Annotated in this window: 12 protein-coding genes; 5 read left to right on the forward strand and 7 right to left on the reverse strand. The window is 68.2% G+C overall.

The features are described from left to right. The first annotated feature begins 60 nt into the window (after window positions 1-60). Window positions 61-2,601, forward strand: coding sequence for a DNA gyrase/topoisomerase IV subunit A (locus J2X01_RS15860; protein ID WP_310059439.1), 2,541 nt, complete (start codon window positions 61-63; stop codon window positions 2,599-2,601). A 261-nt stretch (window positions 2,602-2,862) separates the two neighbouring features. Further along, window positions 2,863-3,381: a DinB family protein gene (locus J2X01_RS15865; protein WP_310059443.1), complete on the forward strand. Its 519-nt coding sequence runs from the start codon at window positions 2,863-2,865 to the stop codon at window positions 3,379-3,381. A gap of 15 nt (window positions 3,382-3,396) precedes the next feature. Here the strand turns inward: J2X01_RS15865 and J2X01_RS15870 are convergent, their stop codons facing one another. From J2X01_RS15870 to J2X01_RS15885, 4 genes are read right to left on the reverse strand one after another with little or no spacing between them, the layout of a single operon-like run. Then, window positions 3,397-4,389 carry a GNAT family N-acetyltransferase gene (locus tag J2X01_RS15870; RefSeq protein ID WP_310059446.1) on the reverse strand — a complete coding sequence of 331 codons (993 nt, stop codon included), beginning with the start codon at window positions 4,387-4,389 and terminating at the stop codon, window positions 3,397-3,399. A gap of 21 nt (window positions 4,390-4,410) precedes the next feature. Next, window positions 4,411-7,965, reverse strand: coding sequence for a thiol reductant ABC exporter subunit CydD (cydD, locus tag J2X01_RS15875; RefSeq protein ID WP_310059449.1), 3,555 nt, complete (start codon window positions 7,963-7,965; stop codon window positions 4,411-4,413). 6 nt (window positions 7,966-7,971) lie between these two features. Further along, entirely contained in the window at window positions 7,972-9,021 is a 1,050-nt protein-coding gene (cydB, locus tag J2X01_RS15880) for a cytochrome d ubiquinol oxidase subunit II (RefSeq protein ID WP_310059452.1), read from the reverse strand. A gap of 31 nt (window positions 9,022-9,052) precedes the next feature. Next, entirely contained in the window at window positions 9,053-10,654 is a 1,602-nt protein-coding gene (locus J2X01_RS15885) for a cytochrome ubiquinol oxidase subunit I (protein ID WP_310059456.1), read from the reverse strand. Between the two features lie 298 nt (window positions 10,655-10,952). Between J2X01_RS15885 and J2X01_RS15890 the strand changes: the two genes are divergently transcribed. After that, the gene (locus tag J2X01_RS15890; RefSeq protein ID WP_310059459.1) at window positions 10,953-11,339 is read left to right on the forward strand and encodes a BlaI/MecI/CopY family transcriptional regulator; all 387 of its coding nucleotides are present in this window, start codon (window positions 10,953-10,955) and stop codon (window positions 11,337-11,339) included. Window positions 11,340-11,345: 6 nt separating this feature from the next. After that, entirely contained in the window at window positions 11,346-12,335 is a 990-nt protein-coding gene (locus J2X01_RS15895) for a M56 family metallopeptidase (protein WP_310059461.1), read from the forward strand. Between the two features lie 40 nt (window positions 12,336-12,375). Here the strand turns inward: J2X01_RS15895 and J2X01_RS15900 are convergent, their stop codons facing one another. Continuing rightward, window positions 12,376-13,893: a M20/M25/M40 family metallo-hydrolase gene (locus J2X01_RS15900; protein WP_310059464.1), complete on the reverse strand. Its 1,518-nt coding sequence runs from the start codon at window positions 13,891-13,893 to the stop codon at window positions 12,376-12,378. Between the two features lie 175 nt (window positions 13,894-14,068). Continuing rightward, a complete protein-coding gene (locus J2X01_RS15905) occupies window positions 14,069-16,177 on the reverse strand; it encodes a DNA gyrase/topoisomerase IV subunit B (protein WP_310059467.1) in 2,109 nt (702 codons plus the stop codon). A 238-nt stretch (window positions 16,178-16,415) separates the two neighbouring features. Here J2X01_RS15905 and J2X01_RS15910 point away from each other — a divergent pair, with 238 nt between their 5' ends. Next, on the forward strand, window positions 16,416-16,637 hold the full coding sequence (locus tag J2X01_RS15910) for a DUF7455 domain-containing protein (protein WP_310059469.1): 222 nt from the start codon (window positions 16,416-16,418) through the stop codon (window positions 16,635-16,637). Window positions 16,638-16,843: 206 nt separating this feature from the next. Here the strand turns inward: J2X01_RS15910 and J2X01_RS15915 are convergent, their stop codons facing one another. Continuing rightward, window positions 16,844-18,181, reverse strand: a complete 1,338-nt coding sequence (locus J2X01_RS15915; protein WP_310059472.1) for an RNA polymerase sigma factor — start codon at window positions 18,179-18,181, stop codon at window positions 16,844-16,846. Window positions 18,182-18,469: the final 288 nt, after the last annotated feature.

Here is an 18,469-nt window from a genome sequence, read left to right on the forward strand (position 1 = left end):
GCCTAGTCATAAACTTACGCAGCACACTTTCAGCACCGCTCAGAAGGACCCACCAGCCCCATGGCCCGCCGCCAAACCCCGTCCCCGGCAGGGGACGCCAGCCCAGATTTCGTAGAAAATATCGTCGACATCGACGTCACGTCCGAGATGGAAGGATCGTTCCTCGAGTACGCCTATTCGGTGATCTACTCGCGGGCCCTTCCCGACGCCCGCGACGGCCTCAAACCCGTGCAGCGGCGCATCCTGTACATGATGAGCGAGATGGGCCTCCGCCCGGACCGTGGCCACGTCAAGAGTGCCCGGGTGGTGGGCGAGGTCATGGGCAAGCTGCATCCGCACGGTGACACCGCGATCTACGACGCGATGGTGCGCATGGCGCAGGACTTCTCGCTGCGGCTGCCGCTCATCGACGGCCACGGCAACTTCGGCTCGCTCGACGACGGCCCCGCGGCCCCGCGGTACACCGAGGCCCGCCTCGCGGCCGCGGCCCTGACCCTGACGGACCACCTCGACGAGGACGTCGTCGACTTTGTCCCGAACTACGACAACCAGCTGACCCAGCCGGACGTGCTGCCGGCGGCGTTCCCGAACCTGCTGGTCAACGGCGCCACCGGCATTGCCGTCGGCATGGCCACGAACATGGCCCCGCACAACCTGGTGGAAGTGATCGCCGCGGCCCGGCACCTGATCGAGCACCCGGACGCCACGCTTGCGGACATCATGAAGTTCGTCCCCGGCCCGGACTTGCCCACCGGCGGCCGGATTGTGGGCCTGGACGGCATCCGGGACGCCTACGCCACCGGCCGCGGCTCCTTCAAGACCCGGGCCAAGGTGGAGGTCGAGCAGCTCTCCGCCCGCCGTACCGGACTGGTGGTCACGGAGCTGCCGTACATGGTGGGCCCGGAAAAGGTGATCGAGAAGATCAAGGACGCCGTCAACGGCAAGAAGCTGACCGGCATCAGTGACATCGTGGACCTCACCGACCGCAAGCACGGGCTGCGCCTCGTGATCGAGCTGAAGAACGGCTTCAACCCGAACGCCGTGCTCCAGCAGCTGTACCGGTATTCGCCGATGGAGGATTCCTTCGGCATCAACAACGTCACGCTCGTCGACGGGCAGCCGCAGACCCTCGGGCTGCTGCCGCTGCTCTCCGTTTATGTGGAGCACCGCATCAACGTGGTGCGCCGGCGTACCGCCTTCCGCCTCGGGAAGAAGAAGGACCGCCTGCACCTGGTCGAGGGCCTCCTGGTCGCGATTGTGGACATCGACGAGGTCATCCAGATCATCCGCTCCTCGGATGAGGCGGCCGCGGCGAGGACCCGGCTGATGTCCATCTACGACCTCTCCGAGATCCAGGCCAACTACATCCTGGAACTCCGGCTCCGGCAGCTGACCAAGTATTCGAGGATCGAACTCGAGAAGGAGCAGGACGAACTGCGCCGCGAGATTGCGGAACTCGAAGCGATTCTCGGCTCCAGCGAGCGGCTCCGTGCGCTGGTGTCCGCCGAACTGGCCGAGATCGCGGAGAAGTACGGCACGCCGCGCCGCACCGTGCTGCTCGAATCCGAGGCTGTCTCCCCCACCGTTGCTGCCGCCCTGGCCGCCGCGCCCGGGCCCAAGGGCAAGGCCGCTCCACTGGCTCTGGAGATCGCGGATGACCCCTGCTGGGCGATCCTGACCGCCTCCGGCCAGGTCGCGCGCACCGCCAACCAGGACGGCCTCGCCGAGTCCGGCCCGCGGACCAGGCACGATGTGTTCACCTCGGTGGTGAAGACCTCAGCCCGAGGCGAGATCGCGGCCGTCACCTCGCAGGGGCGGATGCTCCGGCTCCAGGTCATGGACATGCCCGTGCTGCCGCCGACGTCCGGCACGCCGAACATGGCCGGCGGCGTGCCAGCCAAGGACTTCATCACGCTGCTCAAGGGCGAATCGCTGGTGGCGTTCGCCCCGCTGGATGAGGTGCTGGCGATCGGCACGGCCCAGGGTGTGGTCAAACGGCTCCAGCCCGACTACCCGCTGAACCGCGAGGACTGGGAAGTCATCGCGCTCAAGGACAAGGACACCGTGGTCGGGGTGGCTCCGGCAGGATCCGACGACGTCGACCTCGTCTTCGTGACGCGGCAGTCGCAACTCCTGCGCTTCCCCGCCTCCGCTGTCCGGCCGCAGGGCCGGACCGCCGGCGGAATGGCCGGCATCAAGCTGGCCGCCGGGGACCAGGTGATGTTTTTCGGCGCCGCCAGCCCCGGGGACAGCGCCGCCGTCGTGGTGACCATCGCCGGCACGGACGGGGCGCTGCCCGGCACCGCCCCGGGTGCCGCCAAAGTCACCGCCCTCTCCGAGTATCCGGCCAAGGGCCGCGCCACCGCCGGCGTCCGGGCGCACCGGTTCCTCAAGGGCGAGGACACCCTGCTGCTCGCATGGGCCGGCCACGGCCCCGCGAAGGCGTCCTCGCTGGCCGGCGTGGCCCGTTCCCTGCCCGGCGAACACGGCCGCCGCGACGGGTCCGGCATTCCGCTGTCCCAGGCCGTCGACGCGATCGGTCCGAGCATGTCCTGGGAGCCGGCGACTGAGGCTGAAGCCCAGGCTCCCGCGGGGGTCTAGGGCGGCCGGGAGCCGGGGTTTTACGGCAACCCCGGGGCACCCGTCACGCCCCCCCGCCCACCCATTTGCCACGAGTGGCCGCTATCGATCATCCGTACACCCACAAATGGCCGCTACAGGGCCCGCCATTGCGGCCATTCGTGGCGAATGGTTTACGTGGCGCAGGTGCAGGCACGAAAAGTGCCCGGCTTTCCCGCGCGGGTTCGCCGTCGACCGGCTCCGGCCCCTCGGCTGCGTGAGGAATGCGTTTAGAATTCTCGCATGCCTATCATCCCGGATATCAAGGATTGGACCTGGGTCCTGCAGCGGCCCTGCCCGGAGTGCGGTTTTGATGCCTCGGCGGCGACACCCGCAACCGCGCCAGGGATCGTGGAGAGTATGCTCCCCCGCTGGCGGGCCGCGCTGCGGCGTCCGGACGTTGCCGAGCGCCCGGATGAAAACACGTGGTCCGTCCTCGAATACGCCTGCCATGTCCGGGACGTCTTCAGCCTGTTCGATCACCGGCTGGACCTGATGCTGACCGAGCAGGACGCCCGGTTCGACGACTGGGACCAGGACGTGACGGCGGTCGAGAAGGACTACGCCAACGCCGACCCGGCCGAGGTCAGCGCGCAACTCACGGCGGAGGGCGAGCAGATTGCCGCCTCCTTCGCACGGGTCCCGGAGGATCAGTGGGGCCGCAGGGGAACCCGCAGCAACGGTTCGGAGTTCACGGTGCTGACGCTCTCGCAGTACTTCCTGCACGACGTCGTCCATCATCTCCACGATGTGGATGGGTAGCGCGTTGACGGCCAGCTAGAGTTCCTTGTCCCAGGCCATGCTGCTGTTGACGGCGACGTAGCCCATCTTGGTGTAGAGGGCCAGGGCGCCGGTGGGGTTCTCCGAGTCGACATCGAGCGAGGCCTTGTCCATCCCGGCCGCGGCGAAGCGGCGCATCGCATCGGCCAGGAGTGCCTGCGCCACGCCGCGGCCGCGGAACTCGCGGCGCACGCCCAGCAGGTCCGTGTACCCCTCTTTGTACCCCCGCAACCGGGCGCTGACCGCGTCATGGCTGGCGAGCTGGTACCCGGCCACTCTTCCGCTGGCCTGGTCCACGACGACGGCGCTCAGGTCGGGCCTGGCCAGCGGATCGTTCACCACGAAGCCCCAGGCCTCCTCGTCCCGGGGCTCGCTGCCCCAGTGGTCCCGGAATGCCTCGTTGTGCGCGAGCCGCACGGGCTCGTGCAGCTCCGGTCCGAAGCCCACAAGCTCCAGCCCCGCCGCCAGTACAGCCTCGGGGAAGCCGTCCGCCAGGGGCCGGTGCATCTCGTTGTAGTAGCGCACGATCCGGTAGCCGGCGTCCCCGAACAGGGCGGCCTGATGCGTGTGCTGCTGTTCCAGGTGGAGCCGCAGCCTGGCGGCGGCCCCCGCGACCGCGTCCTCGGCAAAGCGTTGCCGGGTCCTCGCCTCCATCCAGCCCAGCAGTCCGGTGCCGATGCCCCGGCCCTGCCACTCCGGGTCGACGCAGCCATACCCGATCGCCTTCTCCCCGTCCGGGTTCTTCGTGATCCGGGCATAGGCCCTGGCCGCGCCCTGCGCGTCGAAGCCGATAATGGTGTTCGCGGCCGCCGGGTTCTTCCGGGATTCCAGGACCTGTTCCAGGTCGGCACGGCGCTCGAACCAGACGGGCCGTTCGACGGCGGCGGTCCGGGCGATCAGCGCCGCCCAGTCGTCCAGGTCAGCGGTCCCGGCCGCGCGCCACCGAAGGCGGGGATCCAGGCTGGCCAGGGGGTCGGCGTGTCCGTTCATGGCAACAGGCTAACGTCCGGCCTACCCCCGCGCCAGCAACGACGACGACTGCTGCGGACCAGCTGCATTCCCGGCCGCCGCACGGTCAAGGTCCAGGCGTATGTCGTCCGCGGCGATGTCCTCCGGGTTGTGGGTCACCAGGACAATGGTGCGGTCCCTCAGGCCCTGCCGCAGCTCGGCCAGCATCGCTTGGCCGGACTCGGCATCCAGGTGGGCCGTGGGTTCGTCCAGCAGGATCACGTCCGCGCCGGTCAGGAGCGTGCGGGCGACGGCGAGGCGCTGCCGCTCGCCTCCGCTGAGGAAGGCCCCGCCGGGTCCGATGCGGGTATCCAGGCCGTGCTCGAGCCGCCCGATCAGCGGCACGAGGCCCACGGCCGCCAGGGCGTCCTGAAGCCGCGGCTCTGCAACTGCCCCGCGCTGGCCTTCCGGAAGCCCCAGCAGCAGGTTCCCCCGGATGGTCGAATCGAAGAGGTGCGCCTCCTGCGGGCACCAGGCGGCACGCCCGCTCAGGAAAATCTGGCCGCCGGCTGCCGGGAGAAAGCCCAGCATAACGGCGAGCAGCGTCGATTTCCCGGAGCCCGAGGCCCCGGTGACGGAGAGCCAGCGGCCGGGTTCGGCGACGGCTGTGAGTCCGGTGAAGACCGGCCGTCCGCCGGGCCAGGCGGCCGACAGTTCCCGCAGCTCAATCCCGGGCTTACCGCCGGACCTGGCGGCGACAGGGACCAGTCCGCTGGATTCGTCGGTGCCGGCGCCGTCCAGGACCCCGGCTTCACCGACCCGCCGCAACACGTCCCGCAACGCGGGATATTGCCGCACCGCCGTCGTGATCGCGGCGTAGGGCTCCACGAGTGCGAGCTGCAGCAGTACGACGACGGCGACCGTCGACGGTGCGACAGCTCCGCTCAGGGCCAGCGGAGCGGCCAGCACGGCGCTGGCCAGGGCGGCCGTCCCGCAGGCCAGCACCGTGAGGCCCTGGCCGAGTCCTTCGGCCCATGCAGAGCGCTGGGAAGCGGCGGTCGCGGAGCGGTCGGCGCTGGTAATGGCGGCGAGTACGGGCGCGGAGACACCGTTGGCGTGGAGTTCGGCGCGGGCATCGAGGGCGGCCGCAACCTGGCGGAGGACACCGGAACGCAACCGCTGCTCGGTCCCGGCAGACATCCGGTCCGCGGCCAGCGCCAGGGCGGGGGCGGCCACGAGGCCCAGCAGGGCGGCGGCAATCACGGCGGGGACCGCGGCCGGCAGCAGCAGCGCGATGCCGGTAATGGCGGCCACCCCGACGGCCACGGCGGTCAGCGGCGGCAGGACAACGCGGGGCAGCAGCTCCCGGACCGTGTCGACGTCGTCCACAACCGTGCCCAGGACGTTGCCACCCTGGAGCAGCCGGCGCAGTGACAGTGCGCGCCGGCTCAGCGATTCCCAGAGCCGGCCGCGGAGCCTGGTGAGCGCCGAGAAGACGGCGTCGTGCAGCAGGAGCCGTTCGAGGTAGCGCAGGGCGGCCCGTCCGATGCCGAAAAAGCGCACTCCCACGATCGCGGTGAGCAGGTAGAGGATGGGGGGCTGCTCGCTGGCGCGGATGATCAGCCAGCCGGAGAGCCCGGCGAGGGCGACGGCGAAGAGGGCCGCCAGGGTGCCGACGGCGCCGGCCGCGGCGAACTTGGCTCCGACCGGCGCGAGCAGCCGGCGCAACTGGGCTGCCGTTGACCCGCGGGCGCCGCGCCCGGCAGTCGGCTCGGCCAGCTGCCTGGCGGATTCCCCAGTGTCCGCCCGCCGGGGTTCGGTCGGCAGCTGTTCAGTTGGCAGCGATTCAGTTGGCAGCGGTTCGGCGGACCTCGGTGCGGACGCGCCCGCGGTGGACGCCCCTGCAGAACGGCCAGTCGCCAGTGCCGGCAAGGACGCCGGGACTGGCGCCCCCGCTGTGGCGGCAGCCGCTGGCCCTGCGCCCGGCGCCACGGCCACAAGCTCATCGGCGAGTTCCCGGGTCTGCCGGTCGTGGGCGACGAGCAGGACAGTGACCCCGCCGCGCAGGCCGACGATGGCGCCGCTGATCGCGGTGGCGGATTCCCGGTCAAGGTGGGCGGTGGGTTCGTCGAGCAGCAGCACAGTGGCTCCGGCTTCGATCCGGGCCAGAGCGCGGGCCAGCGCGACGCGGCGCAGTTCGCCCGGGCTCAATTCGGCGGGATGTTTGGCGGCGAGGTGCTCCGCGGCGCAGGCGACCAGGCAGCGCAGTGCCGTGGCCTGGTCCGGGACGTCGGTGGTGCCGTCCGCGGCCGCCCCCAGATAGAGCAGGACCTCGCCCAGCACGGTCGGGGCGACCATCACGGGGTGCTGCGGCACCCAGGCGACGTCCGCCGTCGTGAATCCTTCGAGCAGCCCGGTGACGGTGGTTTGCTGGTCCGTGCCGCCGCCGGTCCCGATGGTGCCGGCCAACACGCCAAGGACGGTGCTCTTGCCGGCCCCGCTGGGACCGTCCAGCGCCGTGATCCGGCCCGGGGCGGCGGTGAAGCTGAGCGGCCCGACGGCGGCGCCGGACCTGCCGCCGTAGCGGACGGTCAGTCCGGTAACGCTGAGGGCGGGCGGACCGCCGTCGCCTGCGGTTCCGGTTCCCGCCCGGCCGGCAGTACCGGCGGGCCGCAGCGGCGTGGGCTCGGGTGCCTCGAGCACGGCGGTGGTTTCGGCGAGCGCGGCACGGCCGTCGTCGCTGGCGTGGTGGGCGGTGCCCAGTTCCCGGAGCGGCAGGTAGCAGTCGGGGGCAAGGATCAGGGCCAGCAGCCCCGCTTCCAGGGCCATGTCGCCCTGGACCAGCCGGACCCCGATGAAGACCGCAACAACGGCCACCGAGATCGTGGCGATGAGTTCCAGGGCGAGGGCGGACAGGAACGCGGTCCGCAGGGTCCCCATGGTCCGGTGCCGGTACTCCTCGGAGAGGTCCTCGAGGGCCTTGCGCTGGGCGGTGGCCCGGCCCAGCCCCACGAGGACGGGCAGGCCCTTGGCCAGTTCCAGCATGTGGCCGGACAGCCGGGCCAGCGCCGACTGCGCCTCCCGGACGCGGTCATCGGTGTAACGGCCGATCAGGATCATAAACAGCGGGACCAGCGGCACGGTAAGTACGACCACGACGGCGCTGATCCAGTCGGCGAACAGGATGCGGGCGCCCAGCAGCAACGGGATCACCGCGCAGTTCACCAGGGCGGGCAGGAACTGCGTGTAGTAGCTGTCCAGGGCATCCAGCCCCCGGGTCGCGAGGATGGCGAGTCCGCCGTCGGAGGGGCCGGCGGACCGGGTGCCGTTGCGCAGCGCACGCTCGAGCAGCTGCGAGCGAAGTTCCTCCTTCACTCCCAGAGCGGCGCGGCGCGACGCGACGGCCTGGGCCCAGACAGTCAGGGACCGGAGCACCACCCCGGCAGCGCCCCAGTACAGCTGCTCGGCCCAGGCAGGGTCGTTGGCCATCAGCCCCGCAAGCATGGACGCGACGGCCTGCCCGATCAACACCAGGGACAGTGCTTTCAGGGCCGCAAGCAGGCCAAGCAGGTAGAGGGCGGCACGGTTGGCGGGGCCTGCGGGGAACTGCGGTCTCATCAGGTGCTAGTCCTTGCGTGCCAGCGCTTTGGCGGCGATTGCTGGAAGGAAGCTGTGGGCCTCGGGGATGTGGGCGTCGCTCACGCGGCGCCGGAACACCCAGTACGTCCAGGCCTGGTACGCGAGGACCAGCGGCAGCCCGATGCAGGCGACGATGCTCATCAGCCCCAGGGTGTAGTCCGAGGAGGAGGCGTTGGAGATCGTCAGGTTGAAGTCCGGGTTCAGCGTGGACGGGAGCACAACGGGGAAGGCGGCACCGAAGATCGAGGCGCTGCCAAGCAGCAGGAAGATGCCAAGGGACAGGAACGCACGGCCTTCGGCGCCCGTGCGGGCGAAGTTCCAGGCCAGCACGGCGGCCACCACGGCGGCGGCGACGGCCAGCACGGTCCAGACCTCGCCGCTGAGCAGCTGCACGCTCACCGCCCAGCCCGCAATCGGCAGCAGCAGGACGGGCAGGAGCCGGACGAACCACCGGCGTGCGCGGTGCCGGACGTCGCCGTCAGTCTTCAGCGCCAGGAAGGCGAGTCCGTGCAGCAGCGAGAACGCGACGACGGCGAGGCCGCCCAACACGGCGTAGGCGCTGAACCACGCGAACGGGCCGCCTTCGCGGTCGCCGTTGGCGTTCAGCGGCAGCCCGGTGGTGGTCAGTGCCAGGGCGGCTCCGACGCCGAAGGCCGCCACGAAGGAACCGAGGGAAATCGCCCAGTCCCAGCGGGCACGCCACCGCGGGTTGTCCACCTTGCCGCGGTATTCGAAGGCCACGGCACGGAAGATGAGGGCCACGAGGACCAGCAGCAGCGGCAGGTAGAGCGCGGAGAACAGCGAGGCGTACCAGAGCGGGAAGGCCGCGAACGTGGCGCCTGCAGCGGTCAGAAGCCACACCTCGTTGCCGTCCCAGACCGGGCCGACCGTGTTGAGCAGCACACGGCGTTCAGTGTTGTTCCGGGCGAAGCCCTTCATGAGCATCCCGACGCCAAGGTCAAAGCCCTCGAGAAAGAGATAGCCTGTCCACAGCACCGCGATGGCGATGAACCAGATGGTGGGAAGCAGTTCCATGCTGAGTATCCTCTGCGTTTCGTGGGGAGGCTTAGTAGGCGAAGGCCAGGACGTCGTCGGCGCCCGCCGGCTTGCCGGGACCACCGTCCCTGGGGGTGCCATCCTCGTTCTCATCGACGGGCACGTGCACGAGTTCCGGCATGGCCGAGGCCACCCCGCCGCGGATGTATTTGACCAGCAGCTTGACCTCGACCACCAGCAGCACCGCGTACACGCTCGTGAGCACCACGAGGGAGGTCAGCAGCTCGCCGGCCGAGACGCCGGGTGAGACGGCCGCGGCGGTGAACATAAAGACCTGGTCGATCCCGTTGGCGTCCGGGTTGGGGGCGACGACGAACGGCTGCCGGCCCATCTCGGTGAAGATCCAGCCGGCGGCGTTGGCCCCGAAAGGCGCCAGGATTCCGAACACGGCAAGCCGCATGAGGCCGCGGGAGGCTGGGACGGTCCCCTTGCGGGCCAGCCAGAGCGCGACCAGCGCGGCGGCCGCCGCGAATCCGCCGAAGCCGATCATCATTCGGAAGCCCCAGTAGGTGACCTCCATGACCGGGACGTACTGGATCTCCTGGCCGGCCCGTTCCCCGTAGATGGGGTTGTCCGGCAGGTGGGTGCCGTAGTCGGCCTTGTACTGGTCCAGCAGGCTGTTGACGCCCTGGACCTCGGTGGTGAAGTTTCCCTTGGCGAGGAAGGACAGGATTCCGGGCACCTCTATGACGGCCACGACTTCGTCGCAGTTCTTGGAACCGACGTTGCCCAGGCTCAGGATGGAGAATCCGGTGCCATCGTGGCAGGCCGCCTCGGCGGCTGCCATTTTCATCGGCTGCTGTTCGAACATGAGCTTGCCCTGCAGGTCGCCGGTGAAGGAGGTGCCGGCGAAGGAAATCATCGCCACGACGGCACCGATCCGCAGCGAGCGGATCCAGACGGCGTGGTCGGCGCGGTCACGCCCGGGGATCGCGGACTCACCCGGGACGACGCTACCGTCAGCTCCGATCGTGTCGATCCCGTCGTGGCGGCGGCGCCACAGGTGGTACCAGGCAATGCCCAGCAGGAAGGAGCCGGCGACGGCGAGGGAGCCAAACAGCGTGTGCGGGACGGCAACGAGGGCGGTGTTGTTGGTGAAGACAGCCCAGGCGTCGGTCATCACCGGACGGCCGTCGATCATCTCGACACCGACCGGGTGCTGCATCCAGCTGTTCGCCACGATGATGAAGTAGGCGGAGAAGACCGAGCCGATCACGGCGATCCAGAGGCAGGCGAGGTGGATGGCGGGCTTGAGCTGTTTCCAGCCGAAGATCCAGAGCCCCAGGAACGTCGACTCCACGAAGAACGCCAGTAGTGCCTCCATGGCCAGCGGCGCCCCGAACACATCGCCCACGAAGCGGCTGTACTCACTCCACGCCATGCCGAACTGGAACTCCTGCACAATGCCGGTGGCGACACCCATGATGAAGTTGATCAGGAAGAGCTTGCCCCAGAACTTGGTCATCCGGAGGTATTCCGGCTTCCCCGTGCGGTGCCACATCGTCTGGATCACGGCGACGACGAGGCCCAGGCCGATCGTGAGCGGCACCATCATGAAGTGGTAGACGGTGGTGATGCCGAATTGCCAGCGTGCGATTTCCAAGGCGTCCAAGGCAGTCCCTACTTTTGCTAGGCGAACAACTTCTACACAACGTAGAAAGCTTCTTCTACAGAGTGTAGAACAGTTCGATGGTTCCCTGCACCCCAGAGTCCCACGCTGCGGAACCGGCCGCAATGGAGGTTCCGCCAGGAGCGCGGCCAGCCGGTGCGGCGCGGTGCGCGACACACCCCGGCGGTGTTCTACCTCATGTAGAAACTATCCGCAAAACACGCTAAATTTATGACTGACGTAGTTAGTAACCCCCGGCAGAGTCAAATCGCCGGAACGGCCCTCACGAAGGATGTATGCAATGGCGAGTCTCGGCGAACTGGAACGGGCAGTGATGGACCTGCTCTGGGCAGGCCATGAGGCTGCAACGGCGAACACCCTGCGGGATTTGCTCGCCCGGAGCACCCGCGCGGAAAACGGCACCGCCGGGCACGAGGGGAAGGACCTGGCCGTTACGACGGTGCTGACGGTGCTCTCCCGCCTGGAGCGGAAGGGTCTGGTTGAGCGCGAACGCGGCACCCGCCCGCACCGCTACCAGGCAGTCTCCAGCCGGGAGGACCACACGGCTGAGCTGATGCACGAGGTGCTGGGGTCCGCCCCGGACCGCGAGGCCGTGCTGGCACGCTTTATTGGTTCCGTAACGGATACCGAGGCAGAAACGCTGCGCAAGCTGCTGGGACTCAGCTAGCGCCCGATGTTCTGGACCTCATGGTTGCTGGCGGTCCTGGCGATAGTGCTGGCCTGGCCGGTGCCTATCCTGCTTTCCCGCGCCCAGTGGCCGGCACGTTCGCCGTTCACGGCGATGCTGCTCTGGCAGGCGATCGCGCTGGCCGGCGGCCTGTCGATGATCGGCGCCATGCTGGTCTACGGCCTGGAGCCGCTGGGTGACAACCTGCTGGCGGGCTTGCGGGCCCTGGCCGGGATGGTCTTCAGCAATGCGCCCACCACCGCGCTGGGCTTCTGGCACATCTTCGCACTCTCGGCCGCGGCCCTGCTCACGGCCCACCTCGTATTCACCCTGCTGCTGACCTACTACAAGATCCAGCGCCAGCGGCGGCGCCACCGCGAACTGCTGGCGCTGCTGGCATCCCCGTCGGCCGGCGGCCCGCGGACGATGGTGATCAATGTCGACTCCCCCGTCGCGTACTGCCTGCCCGGCGGTGCCCGCTCGGTCACTGTTCTCTCCGACGGGCTGATGGCGGCCCTGGAACCTGCCGAACTCCGCGCGGTCCTGAATCATGAAAACGCCCATCTGGACCAGCGCCACCATCTGCTGCTGTGGGCCTTTGCGGCCTGGCGCCAGGCGCTGCCGTGGCTGCCCACCACGCGGCTGGCGCAGGAAGCCGTCAGCTCCCTGATCGAGATGCTCGCCGACGACGTCGCGCTGAAGACCGAGAGCAGGGTGACCCTGATCAAGGCGATCGCGATTGTGGCCAGCGGCTCCCCCGGCGCGCCCGGCGCCCGGATGGCCTTCGGCGAACCGGAACTGTCCGACGTCGAGCCCGGCCAGCCCGGCGCCACCGGCGGCGCCGGTTCAGCCAGGACCACGGCGTCCCGCGTCAGCCGCCTGCTCGCCCCGCAGCCTCCGCTGCCCGAGCCCGTGCGCGCGCTTGTGCTGGTTGCCTGCCTGCTGCTGCTGGCGGTCCCGACGGCGCTGCTGATCGTTCCCGGACTGCTGGGCTGAGCCCGTCCCAGGCGCCCGCTGCCCTGCTGTGGCCCGCTGGCTACTTGAGCAGTTTGTCGGCCTTGTATTGTAGGTCCACGTTGCCGGCCGCCTTGCCTTGGGCAGTCTCGTTGACCGCCGACGTCATCGCGAAGGTCAGGGTGGAGTGGGCGATCGCGTCGGCCATTTCCTCAAGGACCCCGGCGTCGAGGTTGTCGATATCGTCACAGGCAGCGTGGTAGCAGGCGTCATACGCCGCTCCCGCTGTTCCGCCGAAGATCTGCGTCTCTTCCGCTGTCTTGATTCCTTCCGCGCCGGTGAACAGGCCGCCGGCCGGGATGCCGTTGTTAATGAAGCCGAAGTAGTCGCTCCGTCCGTCGAACGCCGTCGGCGCCACGGGCAGGTTCTGGGACTGGAAGTAGTCCAGGAAGACTTTCTCCACCAGCGCCGAACCATTGGGGCCCACCGCCCCAAACGCCGAGCCGTCGCCGTCGTAGACGAAGCGGACGAAGTTCGGCGAGCCGACCATGTCGAAGTTGAGGTTGACGGCATGGTCCGTCAGCTGCTGCGCCGTCAGCTGGGAGACGTAGTAATCGGACCCGACGAGCCCGTCCTCCTCCCCGCCCCAGAAGGCGAAGCGGACCCGGTTCGTCGGTTCAATGCCCGACTCCATCATCTGGATCGCCGTCTCCAGGATCGCGGCGGAACCCGAGCCGTTGTCGTTGATGCCGGGGCCGACCCCCACGGAGTCCAAGTGCGCGCCCACCACCACGGTGCGGTCGGCGCGTCCCGCGGTATCGGCCAGGATGTTGTACGAGTCAATGGAGGCCACGCCGGCATCCACCGCGACGTGCATTTCAACGCCGCTAAGCCCGGCGAGTTCGGCCCCGGTGGCGTAGCTGGTGCTGACCACGGGGATCGCCGCCTGGGGAAGGTCCAGCGTTCCGCCAAACAGGCCAGCACGGTCGTCTCCCGGGACGACGTTGCCCTGGTTAAAGATAATGACCGCTGAGGCCCTGGCCGCAGCGGCGTTGTCCGCCTTGATCCGGAAGCTGCAGGTGCCGCGCTGGATCAGGGCGACGTTCCCCGCCGGGAAGCCGACAAAGTCTGCCGCTTCGCAGCCGCTGGTCGACGCGTGGTCGCCGGCCAGGTTGACGTCGACGGCGGTCAGCGGGGCGGTGACGTCACCGGCGCCCGAGTAGGACAAGTCCCGGAAGCCCTCGCCATAGACATAGCTCGTCGGATTAGGTGAGACGCGTTCCAGCGACGCCGACACGAAGTCGTAGCGGTCATAGGTGAAGGGCTGCCGGACCGGATCGTAACCGGCCGCGTCCAGCTGTTCCTCGATGTACACGAGGGACGCTTCGTAGCCCGGCGTGCCTGCCGCGCGGTTGCCGCCGTTGTCGTCGGCGATGCCCTGCAGGGCTTCGAGATGATCGATGATGTTCTCCGCCGATACCGCGGAGCGCAGGGCGTCCGAGCCGGTGGCGGTTGCTGCACGGGCCGGCGGCGCGAAGCTGACCGTCAGCCCGATCGCGGCGGCGATGGCCACGCGCTGGATGTTCCGAGTGTGCCTCATCGGGGTCTCCTGGATTCATAGTGCGGAATCCGGCCCCGGGCGGGCGTCACTGCCCTGGGCCCTTCGACGACACTAGCAGAGGGAGGCAAAAGGGGTTAGAGGCTTGTCGGCACTGGCGTAGATCGGCCGCGGGCAGGAAAATGAGGGCTCCCGGCCGCACGGCCGCGGCCGGGTGTCAGGCGTCGATGCGCTCCCGGTCCAGGCTCGCTGCCCCGGCGATGATGAAGTCCTTGCGGGGCGCGACGTCCGATCCCATCAGCAGATCGAACGTCTCTTCGGCCTGCTTTGCGTTGTCGATCCCGACCTTGCGCAGGGTGCGGTGCCGCGGGTCCATCGTGGTCTCGGCCAGCTGCTCCGCGTCCATCTCGCCCAGTCCCTTGTAGCGCTGGATCGGCTCCTTGTACCGTTTGCCCTCCTGGGCGAGCCGCGCCAGCAGGACGTGCAGCTCCGCTTCGGAGTAGGTGTAGATCATCTCGTTGGCCTTCTGGCCGGCGTTGATGACCTCGACACGGTGCAGCGGCGGGACGGCCGCGAAGACGCGGCCCTCCTCGATCATCGGCCGCATGTAGCGGAAGAACAGGGTCAGCAGGAGCGTGCGGATATGGGCGCCGTCCACATCGGCGTCCGTCATCAGAATGACCTTGCCGTACCGGGCGGCGCTGATGTCGAAGCTCCGGCCGGAGCCGGCGCCCACCACCTGGATAAGGGCGGCGCACTCGGCGTTCGAGAGCATGTCGCCCACCGACGCCTTCTGCACATTGAGGATCTTGCCGCGGATCGGCAGCAGCGCCTGGAAGTCCGAGGAGCGCGCCAGCTTGGCGGTGCCGAGCGCCGAGTCGCCTTCGACGATGAACAGCTCCGAACGCGCGACGTCGTCCGTGCGGCAGTCCGCGAGCTTGGTCGGCATGGAGGACGTCTCCAGGGCGTTCTTGCGGCGCTGGGTCTCCTTGTGGACGCGGGCGGAGATGCGCGACTTCATCTCGCTGACGACTTTTTCCAGCAGCAGCGCCGACTGGGCCTTGTCGTTGCGCTGGGAGGACGTCAGCTTCGCGTTGACCTCCTGCTCCACGACTTTCGCGACGATCGCCCGCACGGCGGAGGTGCCCAGGATTTCCTTGGTCTGGCCCTCGAACTGCGGTTCTGCAAGCCGGACGGTCAGGACGGCGGTGAGTCCCGCGAAGATGTCGTCCTTTTCGATCTTGTCGTTCCCGGCTTTGAGCTTGCGGGCATTGGTTTCGACGGCCTTGCGGAAGGTCTTCAGGAGCGCCTGTTCGAACCCTGCCTGGTGGGTGCCGCCCTTGGGCGTGGAAATGATGTTGACGAAGGTGCGCACCGTGCTGTCATAGCCGATCCCCCAGCGCAGGGCGACGTCGACCTCGCAGTCGCGTTCGACCTCGGTCAGGTGGCTGTGCCCCTTCTCGTCCAGGACCGGGACGGTTTCCTTGAACTGTCCCGCGCCGTGCAGGCGCCAGACGTCCGTGACCGCGGGATCGGCGGCGAGGTACTCGACAAACTCGGAGATGCCGCCGTCGTGGTGGAAGACCTCCTCGTGCGCGCCGGACTCGCCGGGGGTGCCGGGGACTTTGCGCTCGTCCCGGACGGTGAGTTTCAGGCCGGGGACCAGGAAGGAGGTCTGGCGGGCCCGGGCGGCGAGTTCATCGTAGGAGAACTTCGCGTCCGGGGTGAAGATCTGCCGGTCCGCCCAGTAGCGGATCCGCGTGCCGGTGACACCGCGTTTGGCCTTGCCCACGACGTCCAGGACGGAACCGTCGACGAAGGGCGCGAAGACTGAGGCCGGGTCGGGCCGGGTGCCGGTGTCCTGGAAGCGGCCGGGCTCACCCCGCCGGAAGGACATCTTGTAGGTCTTGCCGCCACGGTCGACTTCGACGTCCAGCCGGGAGGACAGTGCGTTCACCACGGACGCGCCGACGCCGTGCAGTCCGCCGGAGGCGGTGTAGGAACCGCCGCCGAACTTGCCGCCGGCGTGCAGCTTGGTGAAGACAACCTCGACGCCGCTGAGTCCGGTTTTCGGTTCGATGTCCACCGGAACGCCGCGGCCGTCGTCGTGGATCTCCACTGAATTGTCCGCGTGCAGGATGATTTTGATGTCGTGGCCAAAGCCGGCGAGGGCCTCGTCGACGGAGTTGTCGATGATTTCCCAGAGGCAGTGCATGAGGCCGCGGGAGTCGGTGGAACCGATGTACATGCCCGGCCGCTTTCGGACGGCCTCGAGGCCTTCCAGCACGGAGAGATGCCGGGCGGTGTAATCAGAACTTGGTGCCACGGGGCGGAAACTCCTTCAGGAACGGGACCGTCGGCATTGGACGGGCACAGCTTTTTGACGCTCCTCCAAGCGTAGTCGGAGTGCTGCCCCGCGGTGTGCAGCCACTCCCCGGCCGCCGCAGTCACGGGACCCCGTTACCGAGACGTGATACGCGTACAGCGAAAGTGGGCCATCCGTGCCATGGTTTGGTGGCGAATGCTGGTTATATAGGTATACCGATCTACCAAGGAGGCCGAACATGACAACAGCAGTTGCGGACCGCACACTCAACACCGTCGACCGGTGCGATCGTTGCGGAGCACAGGCGTATGTCCGGGTTGTTCTCGGCGCCTCCGGGGGTGAGCTTCTTTTCTGCGGCCACCATGCCCGCGCGGTCGAACCGACGCTCAGGCCGCTCAGTTCTGACTGGCACGACGAGACAGGTCGGCTTCACGAGAAGCCGCCGGTTCCCGTCGACTAGAAAACTAAAAAGTACGAGCCACTTAGGAAAGGGCCCCTTCAAATTTGGAAGGGGCCCTTTCGTTGGTTAACCACAAATGAGGGTCACCCACCACGGTTAACCCACAACCGGTTAACAAACAACGCGGGGTCACTTCCGGCCGGTCCCCCAGGGAGGATGGGCCGGAAGTGACCCCGCGTTGTTAGGTGCGGTGCCTGGTCCAGCGCCTAGTCCAGGTAGTCGCGCAGGACCTGGGACCGCGACGGGTGCCGCAGCTTGGACATGGTCTTGGATTCGATCTGGCGGATCCGCTCCCGCGTGACGCCGTAGACCTTGCCGATTTCGTCTAAAGTCTTCGGCTGTCCGTCGGTCAGGCCGAAACGCATGGCGACCACACCGGCCTCGCGCTCGGAAAGGGTGTCCAGCACCGAGTGCAGCTGTTCCTGCAGCAGGGTGAAGCTCACCGCGTCGGCAGGGACCACGGCCTCGGAGTCCTCAATGAGGTCACCGAATTCCGAGTCGCCGTCTTCGCCCAGCGGGGTGTGCAGGGAGATCGGCTCACGGCCGTACTTCTGGACCTCAACGACCTTTTCGGGCGTCATGTCCAGTTCGAGGGCCAGCTCTTCCGGAGTGGGTTCGCGGCCGAGGTCCTGGAGCATCTGGCGCTGCACGCGGGCCAGCTTGTTGATGACTTCCACCATGTGCACCGGGATGCGGATGGTGCGGGCCTGGTCGGCCATGGCCCGGGTGATGGCCTGGCGGATCCACCAGGTGGCGTAGGTGGAGAACTTGAAGCCCTTGGTGTAGTCGAATTTCTCGACCGCACGGATCAGGCCCAGGTTGCCTTCCTGGATCAGGTCCAGGAAGAGCATGCCCCGGCCGGTGTAGCGCTTGGCGAGTGAGACCACGAGGCGGAGGTTGGCCTCCAGCAGGTGGTTCTTGGCGCGCTTGCCGTCGTGGATGACGAACTCGAGCTCGCGCTTGAGCTTCGGGTCCATCGTTCCGTCGTCGGCGGCGATCTTTTCCTCGGCAAAAAGACCGGCCTCGATGCGCAGCGCGAGGTCGACTTCCTGCTCGGCATTCAGCAGGGCGACCTTGCCGATCTGCTTCAGGTAGTCCTTGACGGGGTCTGCGGTGGCGCCGGCCGACATAACCTGCTGGACGGGGGCGTCGTCATCGTCGGCGTCGGAGTAGACAAATCCGGAGCCTGTGGTGGCTGCGGCAGCCTTGCCCGGGACCTCCTCGCCGTCCTCACCGATCTCGACAACCTCGACCACGGCGTCGTCGAGGTCAACCTCGACGTCCTCGTCGTTGTCGTCGTCACCGTTGCCGGCTTTGCCGGCGGCCTGCGCCGCGGCCTTGGCGCCGGGCTTGGGCCCGCGCTTCTTGGGTTCGGGCTTGGCGGCCGCCGATGCGGTGTCGCCTCCTTCGGCCAAGGCGGCGCCTTTGACGGCCTTGTTGGCTGCACGCGTGGCAGCGCGCTTGGCGCTCGTTGCCGCCTTCTTCTCCTCGGCGGACAATTCAGCCTGGTCGGCGGGTTCCTTCTTCGCGGAAGACGGGGTCACAGAAAACCTTTCTAGCGGCGGTCTGTGGAATCACCATACGGGCAACACCACTATGACCCTGTCAAGTCCGTGTTTCACATCAGGTGCAATCACGACCAGCAGAGCCACTAAGTAGAACTCCTGGGGCGACCGGAATGTTCCCTGTTTCCAAGGTTCACTGCGAGCACTTAATACACGGACCCAACCGGGTCTCGGCAACCATTGTCTCACGGTTTTCGGCAACGGCACCGAACCGCGGCCCGGGGCCGCCAGACCGTGCCGCCGGTGCCGCTGCCGGGGGTCGTTCTC

It is taken from the genome of Arthrobacter ginsengisoli (genome assembly GCF_031456935.1).
GTDB lineage: Bacteria > Actinomycetota > Actinomycetes > Actinomycetales > Micrococcaceae > Arthrobacter > Arthrobacter ginsengisoli.

Coding starts and splice junctions, on each gene's coding strand:
- J2X01_RS15860 (WP_310059439.1), top strand. CDS start 61: ATGGCCCGCCGCCAAACCCCGTCCCCGGCAGGGGACGCCAGCCCAGAT.
- J2X01_RS15865 (WP_310059443.1), top strand. CDS start 2,863: ATGCCTATCATCCCGGATATCAAGGATTGGACCTGGGTCCTGCAGCGG.
- J2X01_RS15870 (WP_310059446.1), bottom strand. CDS start 4,389: ATGAACGGACACGCCGACCCCCTGGCCAGCCTGGATCCCCGCCTTCGG.
- cydD (WP_310059449.1), bottom strand. CDS start 7,965: ATGAGACCGCAGTTCCCCGCAGGCCCCGCCAACCGTGCCGCCCTCTAC.
- cydB (WP_310059452.1), bottom strand. CDS start 9,021: ATGGAACTGCTTCCCACCATCTGGTTCATCGCCATCGCGGTGCTGTGG.
- J2X01_RS15890 (WP_310059459.1), top strand. CDS start 10,953: ATGGCGAGTCTCGGCGAACTGGAACGGGCAGTGATGGACCTGCTCTGG.
- J2X01_RS15895 (WP_310059461.1), top strand. CDS start 11,346: ATGTTCTGGACCTCATGGTTGCTGGCGGTCCTGGCGATAGTGCTGGCC.
- J2X01_RS15900 (WP_310059464.1), bottom strand. CDS start 13,893: ATGAGGCACACTCGGAACATCCAGCGCGTGGCCATCGCCGCCGCGATC.
- J2X01_RS15910 (WP_310059469.1), top strand. CDS start 16,416: ATGACAACAGCAGTTGCGGACCGCACACTCAACACCGTCGACCGGTGC.